The organism is Halorubrum sp. CSM-61 (assembly GCF_003781945.1).
Classification (GTDB): Archaea; Halobacteriota; Halobacteria; order Halobacteriales; family Haloferacaceae; genus Halorubrum.
Window position 1 is genome coordinate 20,642 of record NZ_RJJW01000012.1, and the last position, 17,874, is coordinate 38,515.

General features: G+C 58.5%; 18 protein-coding genes and 3 pseudogenes. 8 read left to right on the plus strand and 13 right to left on the minus strand.

Translation table 11 applies throughout. The features are described from left to right. Nucleotides 1-84 precede the first annotated feature (84 nt). Together EDM04_RS18875 and EDM04_RS19010 are read right to left on the minus strand one after the other, a co-directional pair. Nucleotides 85-324, minus strand: coding sequence for an SHOCT domain-containing protein (locus EDM04_RS18875; protein WP_241154953.1), 240 nt, complete (start codon nucleotides 322-324; stop codon nucleotides 85-87). A gap of 171 nt (nucleotides 325-495) precedes the next feature. Next, nucleotides 496-651 (minus strand): annotated as a pseudogene (locus EDM04_RS19010) (plastocyanin/azurin family copper-binding protein); the annotation flags it as partial. Between the two features lie 144 nt (nucleotides 652-795). Here EDM04_RS19010 and EDM04_RS16865 point away from each other — a divergent pair. Next, nucleotides 796-2,052, plus strand: a complete 1,257-nt coding sequence (locus EDM04_RS16865) for an RNA-guided endonuclease TnpB family protein (protein ID WP_123624177.1) — start codon at nucleotides 796-798, stop codon at nucleotides 2,050-2,052. A 420-nt stretch (nucleotides 2,053-2,472) separates the two neighbouring features. Here EDM04_RS16865 and EDM04_RS16870 read toward each other — a convergent pair whose 3' ends face one another. The 7 genes from EDM04_RS16870 to EDM04_RS16900 all read right to left on the minus strand — a co-directional run bounded on the left by EDM04_RS16870 (nucleotide 2,473) and on the right by EDM04_RS16900 (nucleotide 7,189). Continuing rightward, nucleotides 2,473-2,826: an SHOCT domain-containing protein gene (locus tag EDM04_RS16870; protein WP_004048653.1), complete on the minus strand. Its 354-nt coding sequence runs from the start codon at nucleotides 2,824-2,826 to the stop codon at nucleotides 2,473-2,475. A gap of 6 nt (nucleotides 2,827-2,832) precedes the next feature. Then, on the minus strand, nucleotides 2,833-3,249 hold the full coding sequence (locus EDM04_RS16875) for a DUF302 domain-containing protein (protein ID WP_004048654.1): 417 nt from the start codon (nucleotides 3,247-3,249) through the stop codon (nucleotides 2,833-2,835). 105 nt (nucleotides 3,250-3,354) lie between these two features. Further along, nucleotides 3,355-3,702: an SHOCT domain-containing protein gene (locus EDM04_RS16880; RefSeq protein WP_049986201.1), complete on the minus strand. Its 348-nt coding sequence runs from the start codon at nucleotides 3,700-3,702 to the stop codon at nucleotides 3,355-3,357. A 63-nt stretch (nucleotides 3,703-3,765) separates the two neighbouring features. After that, entirely contained in the window at nucleotides 3,766-4,083 is a 318-nt protein-coding gene (locus EDM04_RS16885) for a hypothetical protein (RefSeq protein WP_004048656.1), read from the minus strand. Between the two features lie 272 nt (nucleotides 4,084-4,355). Continuing rightward, complete coding sequence (locus tag EDM04_RS16890; RefSeq protein ID WP_123624180.1) at nucleotides 4,356-5,060, minus strand: hypothetical protein; 705 nt, start codon at nucleotides 5,058-5,060, stop codon at nucleotides 4,356-4,358. Between the two features lie 33 nt (nucleotides 5,061-5,093). Then, nucleotides 5,094-5,675: a MarR family transcriptional regulator gene (locus EDM04_RS16895; RefSeq protein ID WP_004048657.1), complete on the minus strand. Its 582-nt coding sequence runs from the start codon at nucleotides 5,673-5,675 to the stop codon at nucleotides 5,094-5,096. Between the two features lie 125 nt (nucleotides 5,676-5,800). After that, a complete protein-coding gene (locus EDM04_RS16900) occupies nucleotides 5,801-7,189 on the minus strand; it encodes a permease (RefSeq protein WP_049986199.1) in 1,389 nt (462 codons plus the stop codon). Nucleotides 7,190-7,517: 328 nt separating this feature from the next. Between EDM04_RS16900 and EDM04_RS16905 the strand changes: the two genes are divergently transcribed. Then, complete coding sequence (locus EDM04_RS16905) at nucleotides 7,518-8,984, plus strand: amidohydrolase family protein (protein ID WP_050051507.1); 1,467 nt, start codon at nucleotides 7,518-7,520, stop codon at nucleotides 8,982-8,984. 29 nt (nucleotides 8,985-9,013) lie between these two features. Here EDM04_RS16905 and EDM04_RS16910 read toward each other — a convergent pair whose 3' ends face one another. Beyond that, complete coding sequence (locus tag EDM04_RS16910) at nucleotides 9,014-9,538, minus strand: helix-turn-helix domain-containing protein (RefSeq protein ID WP_004048660.1); 525 nt, start codon at nucleotides 9,536-9,538, stop codon at nucleotides 9,014-9,016. Nucleotides 9,539-9,739: 201 nt separating this feature from the next. Here EDM04_RS16910 and EDM04_RS16915 point away from each other — a divergent pair, with 201 nt between their 5' ends. The 3 genes from EDM04_RS16915 to EDM04_RS16925 are packed head-to-tail and all read left to right on the plus strand — an operon-like array spanning nucleotide 9,740 to nucleotide 12,561. After that, a complete protein-coding gene (locus EDM04_RS16915; protein ID WP_004048661.1) occupies nucleotides 9,740-9,955 on the plus strand; it encodes a heavy-metal-associated domain-containing protein in 216 nt (71 codons plus the stop codon). Between the two features lie 4 nt (nucleotides 9,956-9,959). Further along, a complete protein-coding gene (locus EDM04_RS16920; RefSeq protein WP_006186939.1) occupies nucleotides 9,960-11,879 on the plus strand; it encodes a cation-translocating P-type ATPase in 1,920 nt (639 codons plus the stop codon). Nucleotides 11,880-11,907: 28 nt separating this feature from the next. Further along, a complete protein-coding gene (locus tag EDM04_RS16925; protein ID WP_006186940.1) occupies nucleotides 11,908-12,561 on the plus strand; it encodes a hypothetical protein in 654 nt (217 codons plus the stop codon). 35 nt (nucleotides 12,562-12,596) lie between these two features. On the opposite strand, the pseudogene EDM04_RS18885 reads toward EDM04_RS16925, so the two are convergent. Then, a pseudogene (locus EDM04_RS18885) lies at nucleotides 12,597-12,874 on the minus strand (site-specific integrase); the annotation flags it as partial. Between the two features lie 484 nt (nucleotides 12,875-13,358). Between EDM04_RS18885 and EDM04_RS16935 the strand changes: the two are divergent. Beyond that, nucleotides 13,359-13,808: a universal stress protein gene (locus EDM04_RS16935; protein WP_123624182.1), complete on the plus strand. Its 450-nt coding sequence runs from the start codon at nucleotides 13,359-13,361 to the stop codon at nucleotides 13,806-13,808. A 45-nt stretch (nucleotides 13,809-13,853) separates the two neighbouring features. Next, nucleotides 13,854-14,814, plus strand: a pseudogene (locus tag EDM04_RS16940) (IS630 family transposase). Nucleotides 14,815-14,934: 120 nt separating this feature from the next. Here EDM04_RS16940 and EDM04_RS16945 read toward each other — a convergent pair. Next, the gene (locus tag EDM04_RS16945) at nucleotides 14,935-15,762 is read right to left on the minus strand and encodes an SDR family NAD(P)-dependent oxidoreductase (RefSeq protein WP_123624184.1); all 828 of its coding nucleotides are present in this window, start codon (nucleotides 15,760-15,762) and stop codon (nucleotides 14,935-14,937) included. A gap of 72 nt (nucleotides 15,763-15,834) precedes the next feature. Next, nucleotides 15,835-16,782 carry a D-2-hydroxyacid dehydrogenase gene (locus tag EDM04_RS16950; RefSeq protein ID WP_123624186.1) on the minus strand — a complete coding sequence of 316 codons (948 nt, stop codon included), beginning with the start codon at nucleotides 16,780-16,782 and terminating at the stop codon, nucleotides 15,835-15,837. Between the two features lie 102 nt (nucleotides 16,783-16,884). Here EDM04_RS16950 and EDM04_RS16955 point away from each other — a divergent pair, with 102 nt between their 5' ends. After that, the gene (locus EDM04_RS16955) at nucleotides 16,885-17,835 is read left to right on the plus strand and encodes an AEC family transporter (RefSeq protein WP_164471158.1); all 951 of its coding nucleotides are present in this window, start codon (nucleotides 16,885-16,887) and stop codon (nucleotides 17,833-17,835) included. The last annotated feature ends 39 nt before the right edge of the window (nucleotides 17,836-17,874 follow it).

The window sequence follows — 17,874 nt, forward strand, 5'->3', positions numbered from 1 at the left end:
TGAAATCAAAGGTATCGGTGAGGACGGTATTCTCTAATCCCCGAATCACTTGACCCCGATCAGTTCACCCTCTCACGGTGGCAATCAGTTGGAGAAGTCCTCATCAGTAGCATCTAATCGCTCACGGCGGCGTCTATACTCCTCCTCGTCAATTTCGCCCCTGGCATAGCGGTTCTGGAGCGTTTTTCTGGCTGAGTCGTCGGTAGCCGATCGAGGAGAATTTTGGTTTCCAAGCCAGTAGAGCCCCCCACCGAGAACGCCCAGCATTCCGAGTACACCACCAACAGCTGGTAGCCCTCCAACTCCTCCGTTGCGGCCACTCATCATTCCAGAACCACCTCGTCCCATCATTCCACCACCAGTATTCCCGCTTCTATCGCTGCTTGAGCCGTAGGCGACTGTACCCTGGTCAACAATCGCCTCACTCGATGGGACCTCACCATCCGGGATTGGACCCTCCTCTGCCGGTCCGCTAGGACTGCCAACCACTATCCGTCCGACCATCCCAATCGACTTGTGCGGGATACAGTAGTAATCATACGTCCCTGGCGTTTCGAACGTATATTCGAAGCTCCCGTCTGAGATCGTCCCACTATCGAATGTGGAAGCGCCCTCCGGAATACGATCAGAGTACGCCGTAGCGGAATGTGCCCCCGCTGCGAGTTCAACTGAAGCGGTAGCGCGGAGTCCCCTTCCTCAAGGAGCGACCGAAGGGAGCGAGTAGGGAGGGGAGGAGCGCGTTCGTATCTGTCACAAACACCAGCTTATAAATAGCCACTCATACACATTGAAACTGTGGCAGACGACTACGTGCGTCGGACGGCAATCACTCGTCTCTCGGTAGACGCTGAGCAACGCGAGTTGCTTGAGGAAACCATCTCCGAGTGGAAGCGTGGGTGCCAACTCGCCACGGACATGGCGTGGGGGAAGTGTAACGCCAAGAGCGACGTACAACCCCTCGCCTACGACGACGTGCGCGAGGAAACCGACCTCGGTAGTCAGCACGCGATTCTCGCCACCCACCAAGCCGCCCAAGCCATCACTGGCTGTCTCGAACGCCGCTCGAACGGCAAGCAGGTCAGCAAGCCCACGTTCACCGCACCCACGGTAACGTACGACACTCGAACGATGACGCTGTTCGATGACGATACAGTGTCACTCTCCACGACGGAGAGTCGCGTCCGATGTGAACTTGCCCTCCCTGAAGCCGAGGATGGCTACCAACGGCAGTACCTCGACGCCGACCACTGGAGCGTCACGGAAAGCACACTCACCGCTCGTGACGGCGACTACTTTTTGCACATCGGCTTCCGCCGACCCAAGACCGACACTGAGCGAGACACCGCCGAGGACGGAACGGTTCTCGGGGTCGACCTCGGTATTGAAAACCTCGCCGTCACCAGCACAGCACGATTCATCAATGGGCGCGAACTCTCACACAACCTCCGCGAGTTCGAGAAAGTCCGTGCGGGACTCCAACAGACAGGCACGCGAAGCGCCCACAGAACGCTCGAACAATCAAGTGGACGCGAACTACGATACGTTCGTGACGTGGTTCACCAAGCGTCGAACGCGATTGTGGATGAAGCACTTCGATACGAGTGCGACGTGATCGCGTTCGAGGACTTGACCGACATCCGCGACCGAACGGATGCGTCGTGGGGGCACAAGTGGGCGTTCCGAACGCTGTACGAGCAAGTGGAGTACAAAGCCGAAGCAGTCGGCATCTCTGTGAAGCAAGTGGGGTCGGCGTACACGTCGCAACGGTGCGCCGAGTGTGGATTCACGGCAGACGAGAATCGCCAAACTCGCACGGACTTCCGGTGTGTGAAGTGCGAATCGGAAGCGAATGCGGATTACAATGCGGCGAAGAACATCGGGATGCGGTATGTCCGTCGAGGCCAACAGTCGCCTCGGCGGACGGGCGACAGTCAACTCGCCCTAAAGTCTGGAACGGTGACGCCAAGTGGCGGATTCACCGCCCACCCGGACGGGTTTGAGGCTGAGTTCACGGACAAGCCCCTCCCTCAACGAGCGAACCCGTCAGGGTGAGCGAAGTAGGGTGGGGTTGTTGACATTGAACGGTTGTCCCGGGATCAACACGTAGACCGATTGGGTCGAAATAATTGTTTCCCATCTCCACGATGGGCGTCTCCTGTGCGTTCGCTGACTGAGCAAAGCCGGTGCCGGCGACCGCGCTGGCACCGACAATGCCTAAGAATTGACGTCGGCTGTGATGTGTCATGTGGTCTGTATCATTCGTCAGGGGGTAGCTACGCGCGATACTGGTACGAAGACTTCGGACGTGACTCACTCCGAACTTGTCGCTTGTTCCCATTACTACTCATAACCATATGCTGAATCGAGCACATCATTTCGATGTAACGGAACGATGCTACCGAACGGTTGGTTTCGATACCCTCGAGTCGATCCGCAGGTGTTCAAACGGGTGAAACGCGGTTTGGGTAGTGGTCACTCTGATTGTTCGAGCTTTTCTCGTCGGGCTTCGAACTCTTCGTCCGTGAGATCGCCACGAGCGTACGCCAGACGGAGCTCTTCCATCGCGGGATTATGAGACGTCTGTGTCTCGCTCATCTGCCGAAAGATAAGATATCCACCGCCCAGAAGCGCAAGGAGGAAGATGAGCGGGACGAGCATACCGATGAAGGGCCACCAACCACCTGTGGTACCGTACTGGCCCATCATTCCTCCGTATCCCATCATCCCTCCGAACCCCATACCCATTGTGAGCAAGGGAAGGAGGATGAACGCTCCGAGGACGATGAGCAGTATCGTCGTCGTATCCAGTTGATCCGATGATGCCATCAGAGATCAGGCCTCCGATGCGGATCCGAACTCGTCAGTTACGGCTGCCAGTACGCGGTCGAATCGTTCGCTGACCTCGGTCGCGACGGAGTCAAGCGCGTCGTTATCAGCGATCCCGACTAACTGTTCCGGGTCGACCGCACTCACCACGATGACGCCGTCATCGTTCTCGTAGACGATGACGTTACAGGGCAAGAGCGCACCGAGTTCAGTTTCTACACTCAACCCTTCGTATGCCAGCGGAGGATTGCACGCACCGAGGATGCGATACTGGCGGAACTCCTCACCGAGTTTCTCCTTGAGCGTCGCCTGAATGTCGATGTCACAGAGAACACCGAATCCCTCGTCTTTGAGCGCGGCATTCGTTGCGTCGACGACATCGTCGAACTCTCCATCAATCTTGGTTTGTATTGTGTAACTCATGTAATACTGTATCCTGTTTACGCACTTAAGCGTTCGGTCCCGTCGCCCCAACTGGCAGACGAGAATTTTTTCTCGACGATGCTCCTTCTATTTCGGTCATGGGCACTACTCGAGTTGCTTTCGTCGACGTTCGAACTCTTCATCGGAGAGTTCACCGCGAGCGTAACGCTCACGAAGAACCGAAAGCGGCCGACTATCACTCCTCTCAGAATCTCTGTTGAGGAGTGAGTAGACGAGATAGAGCGGGACGACGATTAGGAGCCCCATCCAAAGGAAGCTCCAGAGGCCCATTCCACCGCTGAAGACCCCCCAACCGCCGCTACCCATCATACCGCCGCCGTAGCCTCCACCACCGTGAGCCGCTGCGGTGCCCGTTGCTACAATCAACAGCGGAACCGCTAGTATTGCGATTCGACGAGTCGTCCGCCCGAGAGTGTTGGTGTAGTGTGTCATTGTGATCGTTGAGTCAGTAAGTCGAATATCTATCGTGTCAGACGAGGATCCGAACAGGGATCGTTAGCAGCCGTACCCCTGTCCGTTCATCCCCGTCGCGGTGTGATTGTCGTCCGCCATATCTTGGGCCATCTCGTCGACGGTCACGCCCATGTGCGCTTCCATCTCGTCAACGGCATTCGGGCCCATGTAGTCGGTCATGTGACCTTCCATCCAGGCCGCCCAGTCTGCTGCACTACCATCGGCTGGCGTCCCTTCAGCTGCCGTCTCGTTCCCCTGGATCGGTTCGTCACCGTGTGCGCTAACTACCGGGGCGGCAAACGCGAGTCCGACAATCGCGAGCACCACGAGCAGCCATCGTCCGAGGTTTCGGTTGGTCATTGTTTTTCGCCTCAAGTAGTCATACGGTGGGTTCGGAGTTATCTTCGTGGGAGTGAACTCAAACAGGAGAGCGTTCAAGAACGTCTATAACGCCATCTAAACGTTTTCTACTGACGGGATCGTTCATACCTGCCGAATTCGAAAGGATCAGAGGAATGGTGAGAGCAAAGGGGATCCGTCGAGACTGTTCACCTCATTGCGGCGATCCAGACAATAACCACGGTTCAGGCGGCGAGGGAGGCTCGGGTATTGCTGACCACGAACGAGATGGATCAGTTCCCTCGGAACTGGTGATACTGCCTCGTGAGTGCCTGACGATGGTAGAGGATTCCAATTGTCATGAGGAACAGAACGGTCGCAATTTCGTAGCCATACGCACCAAGCAATAACATCGTTGAAGAACCACTCAGTCCGCCTGCAAGTAGTACGGCAAACAACGGGCTAACGCAGGCAGGGCACGCCACAATCCCGACTATTCCTCCGACTGCCGACTGCGAGAAATCAAGCAATGCATCATAGACGAGATACGCCAGCGCGAACAGGCCAACCGCTTGGTAAGGAATGAGCGAGACCGTGATCAGGTCACCTGTATAGACGAAGACCGGACTCCATCCCAAAGATCGACCCCACGTTATTCCGAAGCCGCTTGGTCCAGTGAGCTGCCCGAAATGAGAGGTGCTCGGTCCAAGTAATCCTGAAAAATAAAACATCACGATGAGATATAGAGCAACGACAAGTGCGGCACCAATACGATACACTCGACGTTTCGTTACAGGTCGAGTGTGCCAGATCACCCAGACTGAGGCGGTGAACCAAATAAATGGAAGGACGAAATGGGTCCACCGGCTCCCCATATCTCCTGTGAAATATGCGTACACCAACCCGGCGATCAACTGTGCGGCGAGGAGGAGATTGAGCCACGTGCTTGACTTGAGAACCCGGCTAATGCGATCAGTTTCGAGTGTTGCTTGTGACATGATGGGTAGTGTTAGTATGAATTTCTACGTCTGTTAGTTCTGCAGGTCATCACTCGGATACACGCGGTAGGTTCGACCCTGTCGTTCCCGATACAGCAGCCCGCGCTCCTCGAGTGAACTCACGGTCTGGCTCACTTTACTCTTTGAGAACTCAGATCGATCCCGAAGTTCGATCTGCGTGATTCCAGGCGAGTTCAGGACGGGTTCAAGGACGCGTCGTTCATCATCCGGTAAGAGATCGAGAACGCGCGCTTGCGGATCCGATTCAGGATTGATAGGCGTCGCCGGCGAGGCGTCATCGTCTATCGATGTAGGCGTTGCCTCCGATACCTGATCGGGGTCGATGTGATCCGCTGAGTCGGTTGTCGAATCGATGAGATTCCCTCGAACCACGTAATAGATGCCACCGATACTGCCTGCGACCAGAAGGGTTCCAACCACGTACCAGAGAGGATCTGGACCGTGAATCGCCCCCATAGACGAGTCCATCATCGGCCCCATCGACTGCTCGATAGCGCGACGCTGTTGATAGGCCCGCCAACTGAGTAGTCCGCCAGCCAAGAGGACGAACCCAAGGAGCACACCAACGACGGTATCCGCTGGACGTTGGTTCATATGACATCCCCTTGTTTCGATATCTGACTGCTCATACAATCAATTTTGGCGCGACAGGTGTGACAATTGCGGATTGAAGGTGCGATGATGAAGTGCTTCACAGCGGATGAACCACAGTACATCTATCAGTGATCGTGATCGTGGTTTGTTATCTGCGGGCTTTGATCAGCAAATTCCGTGGGCTCTTCCTCGAATGCCCGCTTACAGGTCTTCGAGCAAAAATAGTACGTCATCCCATCATTGGACGCACTCGGCCCCTCATCGTCGGTCCGCATGCCACACACCGGATCACGATACTGACCTGGTGCGCCGATTCCACGTCGGTAGACATACAGGAGGAACCCGGAGAGCGCGAAGGCGATAATATTGAGGTAGAACGTGTAGTTGAGCTCGAAGTACGTCTGTTCGGTCGCCGTCTCGCCACCGGCCAGATCTGGTACGATGCCGAGGGCGTCGAACAGCAACTCCATGAGGAAGCCAGTGAACGCCATCGTCACGAAGAAGACGCCAAGGATGTACAGCATGATCTTCCAGCCGTAGTACTTCCGGTAGACGTTCAGCACGGGCACGGTGATGAGGTCGGCGTAGACGAACGCGATGATCCCGGCGAAGCTGACGCCACCGCCCCACAGCGCGACGGCGAACGGGACGTTGCCCATACTGCCGACGAAACTGAGGACGGCGATGATGACGCCCATGACGGCGTTCTCGGCAGTCACGAGCAGGCCGTCGCCCTGAATGAACAGCGTGTTCCACACCCACTGCGGGACGAAGACGATGACGAACCCAGAAATAAGGAAGCCGGCGACGATGTCTTTCCAGATCATCGACCACTCCTTGCGGTACTGATTCCCGACCTTGTACCAGCCACCCCACGACAGCAACTCGTCACGCCACCCGCCGCTACTCGACGTCTCCTGGCGATAGGTCTCCATACAGCCCTCCGAGCAGAATTTGAGCGTCTCACCGCCGTCGGTCGTGAGCGTGTACTCGTCTTTCCCCTCCATCCCGCAGGTGGGATCTTCCGTGACGCCCGCCTGGCGGTCGCGCTCGTTGAGCTTCTCGCGGACTTCGTTAAACAGGTTTTCGGGAAGCGTAAGGTGGACGATGGCGGCCATGACGGCGATGAGAATCAGGCCGCCGAGCAGTTCCGCGACGAGGAACTCCCAGCCAAGCAGGATGAGAATCATCAGCCCTAGTTCGACGATGAGGTTCGTCGACGCGAACATGAACGCGAGGAAGTTCACCGCGTGCGCCCCCTTCTTGAACAGGCCCTTCCCGATGGCGACGGCGCCGAAACTACAGCCACTGCTTGCTGCTCCGAACACAGTCGCCTTGGTAAGTCCAGTTAGATCGCCCTCACCCAGCACCTGTGCCATCCGCTCCTTCGAGACGTAGACCTGGACCAGACTCGTAATCGTGAGGCCCATGATGATCGCCCACGCCGCCGTCCAGAGAAATCCGACACCGATACGAAGGGATTCAAGAACTCCGTCGATTATCGTCGCCTGCATAGGTGTATCATTGTAGGGATCATCTATTGCGGTTTTGATTAGAATATACTGCCTATGAGGGTATCAGTACTATGGCATCGTAACCGTCGGCCATAGATGATCTATCGTGAAGAGGGGAAAACATTGCAAACCTCCACAAGCTCCACGGAATCCGACTTCAGATTCAAAAGGGGAATCTGATTAAATCACGCCGACGTATTAGAGGCTAATGGGACCAGTAGAGACCGATGATATCCCAAATGAGGGGAACACCACCTGGAAGAACAGCCTTCGCCGGCCTGCTCGGTTGTCCAGTACGGTAACTGTCACATCCACTTCCTAATTTACGATGGCTGTCGATCTGGCAATCCATGATGCACTCGTTCTCACAGCCGACGAGCGGAACCGCCTGTACGAGCGCGGCACAGTATGCATCACCGATGGCTGTATCGAAGAAGTCCGACCATCACGTGCAGGAGACGGAGAATTAGAAGCGTCCACCGTTATCGACGGGAACGGGAAACTGGTGATGCCGGGGTTGGTGAACGCCCACACGCACTTGGAGATGACACCGCTCATCGGTGCGTTTAGCGAACTCGAGCTGACGGAGATGCTTGGGAGTGGGACGGCCTTGTTTAACAGATTAGGGAACGGCGAATTCGAGTACCTCGTCGAGGCAGGCGTCGAGCTCGCAGCGCTCAATTTCCTCTTGGGCGGTGTCACGACCGTGAACTCGATGGACGCACGGCCTGCCGCAGGTGCAGAGGCGTTCGGGGAAGCAGGGCTCCGCGGATTTTTCGGCCCGGCGATCTCGGACCTCTTCTGGGACCAACCAGTCGATCAGCAGTTCTCCCGTGCTCGCGAGTTCGTCGAAACGTACCACGACACGTACGAGGGCCGAATCAGGGCGACGATCTGCCCGCACGACGACTGGTCGTGTACCAGGCAGCTGTGGGAACGGACCGCGTCCCTCGCCGCAGAGTACCCGGACCTGCTCGTCCACACGCACTTGCTCGAACTCGAGGAGAGTAACACGATGGCACGAGCGAACGGTGGCGAGGACTCGGTGGGATTGCTCGACGACGTTGGACTCCTGGACGACCGACTGGTCGCTGCTCACTTCCGCCTCGCCGACGAAGAGGACATCCAGCGAACCGCCGAGGCGGACGCGGCTGTTGCGCACTGCCCGTCCGTCTTCTGTTACTGGAATCCGGACGGGGAGACGCAGTGGACGCCCGTTCCCGAGCTTCGAGCCGCCGGCGTCGACGTCGGAGTAGGGATTGACGACCACTACTGGCACGACTCGTACAGCATGTTCGGTGAAGCGCGGCAAGCTCGGCTGGCGGCAAATCTCAAGCGTTCAGCCGGGCAGTTCGACTCGATGGAACTGATACGAATGCTCACTATTGAAGGCGCACGCGCGCTGGGGATGGGCGACGAGATCGGCAGTATTGAAGCGGGAAAGCGCGCGGATATTATCCTCCTCGACGTCGACAAACCGAAGTTCACGCCACGGACCAATATTCCTGCACAGGTCGTGAACAACGCGGTGCCGGCCGACGTCGAGACAGTGATCGTTGACGGCGACGTCGTCCTCCGGAATGGTGTGCCCGAGACAATGGACTCGGACGACGTGCGACAGCGAGTAAATCAGGCTGTCGAACGCTTCATGGACGAGACAGGCTGGGAGTTAGACATTGGTGGTAGTGAACCGCCGACCAGCATCGAGACTGTACGGGACCTCCCAAAGCGTGGCCCTGCGCGACTCCTGACTCGCCTCGCGATGCAATCCGCGCGTGATCGGTTCTCCTTCTAAGACCCTGCCAGCGTAGGGGTGGTTCCCCCTCAGGAATTTCTGTGGGCGCGAACGAACGCACGTCGCAGGACGGTCAGAAGAACGTACGTCTCGTACTTCTGGGTCTGGCAGTGCTCGCAGGGCTGCATATCCTCGACGATCTCCTCAATAGCGTCGTCGTACTCGTCGGTGAGCGTAGTGAGCGCGTCCGTGATCTGGGGCTGGGCAGCGTCGATCATCTCCTCGACGGCGGCGTCGGCCGAATCTGGTAGTGAGTACGAGAGGACGATCGTGTTCGCGTGGTAGTACTTCGTCGTCCCACCACGCCCCTCCTCGAAGCGAACGACGTCGACGAGGCCCGCATCCCGGAGCTCGTTGATGTGATGGCGGACCGTGTTCTCCGTCCGGTCGATGCCGCGATCGTCGAGGCGTTCGTGGACCTCGGTCGCAGTTAGGGCTTCCTCGGACAGAATGTCGAGGACCATCGCCCGCATCGGCTCGTCGATGGCGTCCGAAATCCGAGTGTCTCGCACCGCGATGTCGTCGAGACGGTGGTCGGTATCGGAATCACTCATACGAGAACTGAGCGCGAGCACGCGGGAAAAGGTAGCGGGGCAGGAGTCGGGTAGGTGTCTGTCGAGGTATCCAGTACAGGATGGACCCGCGATAGCGAAAGCCCTAGACGACCCGTTTGACTGTTCCAACGACCCGTATCCGAATTCAAACATATCATCTAAAAAATACTTATTGAGGTACGGGCACTATCTCAAACTGTAATGAGCGACACAACCCAATTCCGCGTCCTCGACTTCGACTGCCCGACCTGCGCGAGTACCGTCGAACGCGCCCTGTCGAACGTCGACGGCGTCCAGCACGTCGAAGTCCACTACGCGACCGGCCGCGTCGAGATCGAGTACGACGACAGCGTCACTGACCCCGACGCCTTCGCAGAGACCATCGAAAACCAGGGGTACACTCCCCAGCCCGCCTAACACTATGAACAAACAATCGATCACGCAGTACTACCGGAACCACCGGAAGGCCATCGTCACGGCGACGAGCGGCCTGCTGTACGGCGGTGGCTGGAGTCTCGGCTACCTCACGAGTTTCGAGATGGCAAGCGCCGCCATCCTCGTCCTCGCGACGGTCGTGGGTGGCTACGACATCGCCAAGACCGCTTACCACGAGGTCACCAACCGGACGCTCGGCATCAAGACGCTGGTGACGCTGGCCGCCATCGGTGCTATCGTCATCGGGGAGTACTGGGAAGCCGCCGCCGTCGTCTTCCTGTTCAGCCTTGGCAGCTACCTCGAAGGCCGGACGATGCGGAAGACCCGGACGGCACTTCAGGAGCTACTGGAGATGACGCCCGACACGGCGACCGTCCGTCGCGACGGGACACTCCAAGAGGTCTCCGCCCGCGATGTCGAAGAGGGCGAAGTCGTCGTCGTAAAGCCGGGCGGGAAGATCCCGGTCGACGGAACCGTCGTCGACGGCGAGAGCGCAGTCAACCAGGCGCCGGTCACCGGCGAGAGCGCGCCCGTCCACAAGGCCGACAGCGACGAGGTGTACGCCGGGACGGTCAACCAGGAGGGCGCGCTAGAAATCCGGACGACGGGAGCGGGATCGGATACGACTCTCGAACGGATCATCCGTCGCGTCGAGGAGGCCCAGGAGGCTCAGTCGCCCACGGAGAGTCTCATCGACCGGTTCGCGAAGTACTACACGCCGGCCGTCATTGCCCTGGCTATCGGCGCGTACGCGGTCACGCAGAACGCGATCCTGTCGCTGACGCTGCTGGTCATCGGCTGTCCGGGCGCGCTGGTCATCGGGCCACCGGTCAGCATCGTCTCGGCCATCGGTAACGCCGCCCGGTCGGGCGTGCTGATGAAGGGCGGCGAACACCTCGAACGCGCCGGCAAGATCGATCTCGTCGCCTTCGACAAGACGGGGACGCTCACGAAGGGCGAGACCACCGTCTCCGACATCGAGGGGTTCGGCGTCGCCGCCGCCGACGTCCTCTCGCTCGCAGCGACCGCCGAGAAGAAGAGCGAACACCACCTCGCGGACGCCATCGTCGACATGGCCCGCGAACGCCAGACGGCTGCGACGGACGGTGGAGCGACGGTCGCCCAAGCGGACGATACGGACGTGGGGCGCAGGTCGGTCCCCGATCCCGACGACTTCGACGTGGTCGCCGGCAAGGGCGTCATCGCCCATGCCGATGGCCAGGAAGTCGTCGTCGGCAACCGCGCGCTGCTGGACGACCGCGACGTCGATGTCCCCGATCGGGTCGCCGACTACGTCCGCGAGCGTGAGGGGCGCGGCGAGACAGTCGTCCACGTCGTTCGGGACGGGGACATCATCGGCGCGATTGCGATGCGGGACGAGCTCCGGGAGGCCGCTCCTGGGGTCGTCGCGGCGCTCCAAGACGCTGGCATCGAGACGGTGATGCTCACCGGCGACAACGATCGGACGGCCGCTGCCGTTGCCGAGGAGGTCGGTATCGACGAGTACCGTGCCGAACTCCTCCCCGAGGACAAGCAGTCCGTCATCGAGGGCTACCAGGCCGACGGCCACGTCGTCGCGATGGTCGGCGACGGCATCAACGACGCGCCATCGCTGGCCACTGCCGATGTCGGCATCGCGATGGGTGCTGCGGGAACGGACACCGCTATCGAAACGGCTGACATGGCGTTGATGGCCGACGACCTCGAACGCATCCCGTACGCGGTCAAACTCAGCAAGGCGACGCGCTGGAACGTCCTCGAGAACGTCGGGATCGCGGTGCTGACCGTGACCGTCCTCCTCGCGGGCGTGCTCACCAGCTACGTCACCCTCGCGTCGGGAATGCTGGTCCACGAGGCCAGCGTCCTCCTCGTCATCCTCAACGGGATGCGACTGCTCCGCTACTGACCACGAGACACGATCACAACCACAACTCATGACATCGAATTCGACTGCGACTGACACGACCCAGACGAGAACCAATTGGCAGGTCGACTACGACGTCGAGCCGATCGAAATCCGCGACCCCGTCGCGGAGGCCCTCGACGTCCTCGAACCGGGCGAGCCGTTCGTCATCGCTTATAGAGACGCGGTGAAAGAGGCAGGACACTCCTGTCCGACTGCCTCGGGCGCCTACCGGATCGTCCAGCTCGGGCTCGACGCCCTGTATCCCGACGACTATCCAGTCCGGAGCGAAATCGAGGTCCAGACGGCCGGCCCGCAGGAGGATGCTGCGTACGGCGTGATGAGCCGTATCATCTCGTACGTGACTGGCGCGACCGGCGATGACGGATTCAGCGGGCTCGCCGGCGGCTATGGCGGCCGCCGCGACCTCCTGTGCTTCGACGGGTTCGACCCGGACACGGCGGACCCGACGTTCCGGTTCCGGCGAACCGACACGGACGAGACCGTCGAAGTGGCCTACCACGTCAGCGACGTTCCTAGCGGTGGACCCGCAATCGGGAACCTCCAGAGGATTCTCGACGGATCGGCAAGCGACCAGCAACGGGAGGCCTTCGCTGACGCTTGGCACCGCCGCGTGCAGGCTGTTCTCAGAGACGCCACCCTATTCTCCGTCGAAGGGGTATGAACGCGGCGGTGTACCCCTCACACTCGTAATGAGAGTTACCGCGATATACTGTTGGGCTCCTTGGGTACCTTGGTAGCGCCATCACCTAACTCGCCGACATCGATATGAGAGTACCCCACGCAAACCATCCCCTCAGAGTTGTCCAAGTATCGAGCTACAACCGCCAACCCAAATACTCAAACAAGAATCTCGCCCATCCCGCGTCAACTGCCATATGGAGCAAGGTAATCGTGTTTCCAATGGTCGATATCGATCTCCACAGCCTCTGAAGTCGTTGGAGAACCGACCGTGACCCATCAGTCATAATCTGCGGCAACGTCTACGGACACATCTATGCCGTTGTATGAGTCGTCGGAGCGCCCTGTCGGTGCCGTCGATATTGACGGGGTACAAGAGGTCAACTATGATTTATTTCCAGTTCATTTCGAACTGATTCGAAGGCACGCATCAAATCTATCCTCCGAGGTTGTGAGTTCCCCAGAGTTTCGGAGTTTGGGAGCCGATGCGTTCCTTATTTTCACGCTGTCTGCGAATGGACAGGCTTTCGTCTGGCGATTAGGATGCGGTCGCGGAGTATATATCTCAGAAAAGGTTTCTGAGTGATAGAAACGTGTAACCACAAGACTGCTCCTGTTTCACAGTTTCTTCACAAGAACAGAAGGCACGCATCAATTCCATCCTCCGAGGTTGTGGAATTGCGATTGTCGCTCAAAAAATATCGTGATTTGAATTGAATACTGCCCGGTTTTGATGTAATGATCCGGTTCTTTTACGACTAATCCCGGTTGTGAATACTCATGGCCCTTGAGACGATACTACTCGCACTAGGTCCAAACGATAATGACCGCGCCGACGCGCTCGTGGATTTCGTTTCCGACATCGCTGGCCCCGCTAACGCCACCGTCGCTCTGGCGCACGTCTACACCGAAGACGAGTTTCGAGAGGCGGCAACACGGCTTGAATTCGCCGATCACCAAGACGCGACCGCCATAGAAGTGGCGAAGAGACTTTCGGTCATACGTGATATCGGTGACGAGTTGGATGACGCAGGTATCGACTTCCACGTTACGTCCCAAATTGGAGAACACGGTGAGAGCATCGTGGACCTTTCGACTGTCGAAGACGCCGATCTCGTCGTGGTCGGCGGGCGTAAACGGTCTCCTACAGGGAAGGCGATTTTTGGTTCTACCGCTCAGCAAGTCATGCTCGAATCGACGACTCCAGTTACGTTCGTCAGGGGGGATTAATACATAAAAGGCGATTTATTATCAGATAATATTGTATCGTACAGTATAAGCAGGCCCGACAGCATCTCAATGGACGAACTTCAGAAACTTCTCCAAGAAATAGAGGGTGAAGTGCCGAGAGAACGCGTCTTAGCGGCTAGCGACCATAAACAGGGCGACACGTTCAAGATCTTGCCGAATGCCATGGTGTCGTCGAGAAAACAATTCGATACTGGCTCGATCGGTTCGACGAACACGCTCTCGAGGAGACACCGTACGAAGAAACTCGACCCGGCCGACTGTCAAAATTGACGGATGAAGAACGTGGGAAACTGTTCGATGATATTCAAGAGTCGCCGGAGGAGACTGGGTATAACCGACAGGCGTGGACGCCAGCGCTCGTACAGGAATATCTTGAAGAAACGTACGGCATCGAGTATTCACTCTCGAGTTGTCGGCGGTTGTTGAAAGAGCCGGGATTGAGTTATCAGAAACCACGTCGATCAGCCGCTGAATCCGACAAATACGACAAAGAAGCGTTTCACGACGAGATCAAAAAGAGGCGAGAGATAGACTCCACAGTAGTCTGTATCGATCAAACCAAGAAATCTGTCCAAGTCGAACCGCCTGCCGCGTGGTTTTCGCACGGCACGCGGCCTTCTGTTGAATTATTCGGTCAACGGGACTAGACGTGCTTGTTAGGCGCGATCACCGAGTACATTACCGCCGATCACATAAAATATTTCATTTTAGCATCATATGGAGAATTTGAAGCGGATCAGATCGTCGTTCTCGATGGAGCACCGTATTTTCAGGATCGGCCGTCGCGAACCTCGCGGTCCGTGACGACCTTGTGTTTGTGACGCTCCCGACCTATTCACCCGAGTTGAACCCAGTCGAGGAATGCTGGAGGCAGCTCCAAGCAGCTCTCAGCAACCACTTCTTCGACTCACTCGACGAACTTACAACAGCGATCGACACCGCTCTTAATCAATTCTCCATCACAAAAGTGAGTAATTATTTCTAACGTCTACTATAAACACTACCAGATCGGCTGGTGTGATAGCGAAACTACGCGCAGCCACGCTACAAAGTGCTCAGACCAGCTATACCGAGTGACGACGCTGGAGTGGAACCTAGAGTCGTGTTACTGGAGGTTGCCACCGCCGCTAACGCGTAGAATCGTACCAGTGATATACTCGGCCCGGTCACTCGCCAGATACAGGACGCCATCCGCCACGTCGGACGGGCGTCCGAGCCGCCCCATCGGTCGTTCGCTCCCCCAGTCGTCGAGGACGTCCTCCGCGGTGCGTTCCGGGTTGCCTTCGGCGGTCCGTTCGGCTTGGTAGCGGACCTGCGAAGTCCGCGTCACGTCTGTCGAGACAGCGTTCATACGGATACCTTCGCCGGCGAGTTCATGAGCCATCCGCCAAGTAAGTCCGTTGACGGCGCTATTGGACACGGAGTACAGTCGTCCCCTGCCGCTCCGTCTGTCGCCGGTCTGGCTCGTGATGTTCACGATGGCCCCTTCGATACCGGCATCCCGCATGTGGCTGGCGACGAGCTTCGAGGCGTGGTACTGAGAGCGGACGTTGACGTTCATCGTGTAGTCCCAATCGTCAAGCGACGCATCAACCATGGAGTCCTCTTCCGGCCAGACAGCGGCGTTATTAACGAGGACATCTATTGTACCGAACTCGTCGATTGCCGTTTCTATTGCCGCTTCGAGTTCCGTAGGATCGGCCACGTCGGCCGGCGCGCCGACGACGGTGCCATCCGTGTCGACGTGGTCCGCCGTTTCCAGTGCTTCTATCTCTTCGACAGCAGTTTTGAGGGCGTCCTCGGACCGTGAGTTGATAAGGACATCCGCACCGGCTATATAAAACGCCTCGGCGATTCCACGCCCGATACCGCGCGTCGAGCCCGTGACGATAACGGACTCATCGCTGAAGTCGTAGATAGCGCTACCTGCCATACATGATGTGGATAGCAATGAGGCAAAAAGGTTTCGAGAGACTCAGGGCATCCGAATGTCCGCGCCGGGCCGTCAGTACGCCAAGTTCTCGAGTTCCCGACCGTCGACGAGGCGCTCGACGTTCTCGACGAGGATGTCGGCCCGCCTCTCCCAGTACTTCGGCGTGTGACCGGCGTTGTGGGGCGTTATCAGGACGTTATCGAGGTTCCACAGCGGGTGACCGTCGGGAAGGGGCTCCGGAGCGGTGACATCAAGGGCCGCACCCCTGAGTCCGTTGGTCTTGAGGGACGCAACGAGCGCGTCGGTGTCGACGACCGGACCACGGGCGATGTTGACGAGGACGGCGTCCGGCGGGAGCAACTCCAACGCCGTTTCGTCAACCAGTCCACGGGTCGTCTCAGTTAGCGGGCACGCAAGGACAAGATAGTCCGTCTCCGGCAGCGTCTCGTCGAAATCGTCGAACCCGCGCACCGACGCCGCCGGTCCTCCCTTCGATGGCGTGTGTCTGATGCCGATCCGTTCCACGCCGAACGGTGACAGCCTGTCGAGAATCGCCGTGCCGATAGCGCCCATGCCTACCACCGTGACCGTCGACCCCTGTAGCTCGCTGGCCCAGTAGTGACTCCAACTACCTTTCCGAGACATATGCCACCCTTCGTCGAGATGCCGGGTGAACGACAGCACGACGGCCAGTACTTGCTCGGCGGCGTTCGGCGCGTGGACGCCCGAGGCGTTTGTCACCTTGACACCGTTCTCCTTGAACGCCGCGAGTGGGAGGTGGTCTGTCCCAGCGTAGGTACAGGCGAACAGCTCCAGTTCGTTGGCCTCAGCCACCGTTTCGGCAGCGATTTCGTATCCCGTCATGACGGTCGCCTGCTCGCTGTGGGCAGCGATCTCTGAGGGGGTCGCGGCGAGTTCGATTCGCCGGTTCGGGAGTCGGTCTTCAAGGAGACGCCGGTACTCCGCGGGAGACATACCGTGAATCGGCTGGTCGAGGACTAACACGTCTGTTGGTTCCATACCCTATTGTACGATCTTCGGCTCAAAAAAATATCCATTCGAGGCGGTACCGACACCGCAGTACCGAAAGATATCTGTCTCCAGGCTGTGAGCCGTCTAGTAGTGACCGGAGTAACAGATATCATCTTGACAGCCGTGTTCCCCGTCCTCTCGCTGGCAGTTGTCGGGGCTGTCCTCGGATGGGCGACAGATGTCGATGTCGACGGACTCAACACGCTCGTCCTCTACGTCCTGTTTCCGGCACTCATCTTCGACAGCACTGCGACGGCGTCGGTTTCCGGCGGCGCGATTACGAAAATATTCGTCGGAATCGTGGCTTTCACCGTCGTGATGTTCGCCCTTTCCGACGGGCTGGCGAGGATACTCACGGACAGGGCCGGCGTACAAAACGCGATAGCCCTGACCGGAGTCTTCTCGAACGCGGGCACCTTCGGTATCCCGGTGTCGGCGTTCGCGTTCGGTTCGGCCGGACGCAGCGCTGCCGTCATCTACGTCACGTTCCAAAGTGCGTTGATGTACACCGTTGGTGTGACAATAGCGTCGCGCGGGTCAACTGTCTCCGGAAGCGCGCTGTCGGAGGTACTGCGGCTCCCGATACTGTACGCTGCCGGACTCGGTGGCTCACTCGCGTACCTCGGGGCGGTCCCGTCGACCGACGGGCCGTTCATGTCCGTTATCAAACTTACCGGCGACGCGGCGATCCCGGTCATGCTCATCATGCTCGGCGTCCAACTGGTCCGTACCGACCTACGTGGAGCCGTCAGGCCGGCGGTCCCAGCGGTCACGCTCCGCCTGCTCGTCGCACCGGTGGCCGCACTGGTCATCGCGCTCGCACTCGGGTTCAGGGATTCGACTGTCGCGAAGGTGTTCGTACTCCAGTGTGCGGTACCCGCCTCTATCGCGACCCTAATCCTCACGTTGGAGTACACTGATACGACGGCCCAGACGACCACCGCGGGCCAGTTCGTCGGGACGGTCATCTTCCTGACGACGGTGCTCGGCGCGCTGACCGTCTCGGTTCTCATCGTGGCGCTCCAGTTGCTCCCCCTGTGAGCGTCGACGCTATCACACTGGGATTTTTATCTTTACGCG

Bases quoted from the DNA above. Each gene is read 5' to 3' on its own strand.
- EDM04_RS16910 (WP_004048660.1), bottom strand. From the start codon at position 9,538: ATGAGTGATTCCGATACCGACCACCGTCTCGACGACATCGCGGTGCGA.
- EDM04_RS16905 (WP_050051507.1), top strand. From the start codon at position 7,518: ATGGCTGTCGATCTGGCAATCCATGATGCACTCGTTCTCACAGCCGAC.
- EDM04_RS16875 (WP_004048654.1), bottom strand. From the start codon at position 3,249: ATGAGTTACACAATACAAACCAAGATTGATGGAGAGTTCGACGATGTC.
- EDM04_RS16925 (WP_006186940.1), top strand. From the start codon at position 11,908: ATGACATCGAATTCGACTGCGACTGACACGACCCAGACGAGAACCAAT.
- EDM04_RS16920 (WP_006186939.1), top strand. From the start codon at position 9,960: ATGAACAAACAATCGATCACGCAGTACTACCGGAACCACCGGAAGGCC.
- EDM04_RS16945 (WP_123624184.1), bottom strand. From the start codon at position 15,762: ATGGCAGGTAGCGCTATCTACGACTTCAGCGATGAGTCCGTTATCGTC.
- EDM04_RS18875 (WP_241154953.1), bottom strand. From the start codon at position 324: ATGAGTGGCCGCAACGGAGGAGTTGGAGGGCTACCAGCTGTTGGTGGT.
- EDM04_RS16870 (WP_004048653.1), bottom strand. From the start codon at position 2,826: ATGGCATCATCGGATCAACTGGATACGACGACGATACTGCTCATCGTC.
- EDM04_RS16950 (WP_123624186.1), bottom strand. From the start codon at position 16,782: ATGGAACCAACAGACGTGTTAGTCCTCGACCAGCCGATTCACGGTATG.
- EDM04_RS16895 (WP_004048657.1), bottom strand. From the start codon at position 5,675: ATGAACCAACGTCCAGCGGATACCGTCGTTGGTGTGCTCCTTGGGTTC.
- EDM04_RS16900 (WP_049986199.1), bottom strand. From the start codon at position 7,189: ATGCAGGCGACGATAATCGACGGAGTTCTTGAATCCCTTCGTATCGGT.
- EDM04_RS16885 (WP_004048656.1), bottom strand. From the start codon at position 4,083: ATGACCAACCGAAACCTCGGACGATGGCTGCTCGTGGTGCTCGCGATT.
- EDM04_RS16890 (WP_123624180.1), bottom strand. From the start codon at position 5,060: ATGTCACAAGCAACACTCGAAACTGATCGCATTAGCCGGGTTCTCAAG.
- EDM04_RS16935 (WP_123624182.1), top strand. From the start codon at position 13,359: ATGGCCCTTGAGACGATACTACTCGCACTAGGTCCAAACGATAATGAC.
- EDM04_RS16915 (WP_004048661.1), top strand. From the start codon at position 9,740: ATGAGCGACACAACCCAATTCCGCGTCCTCGACTTCGACTGCCCGACC.
- EDM04_RS16880 (WP_049986201.1), bottom strand. From the start codon at position 3,702: ATGACACACTACACCAACACTCTCGGGCGGACGACTCGTCGAATCGCA.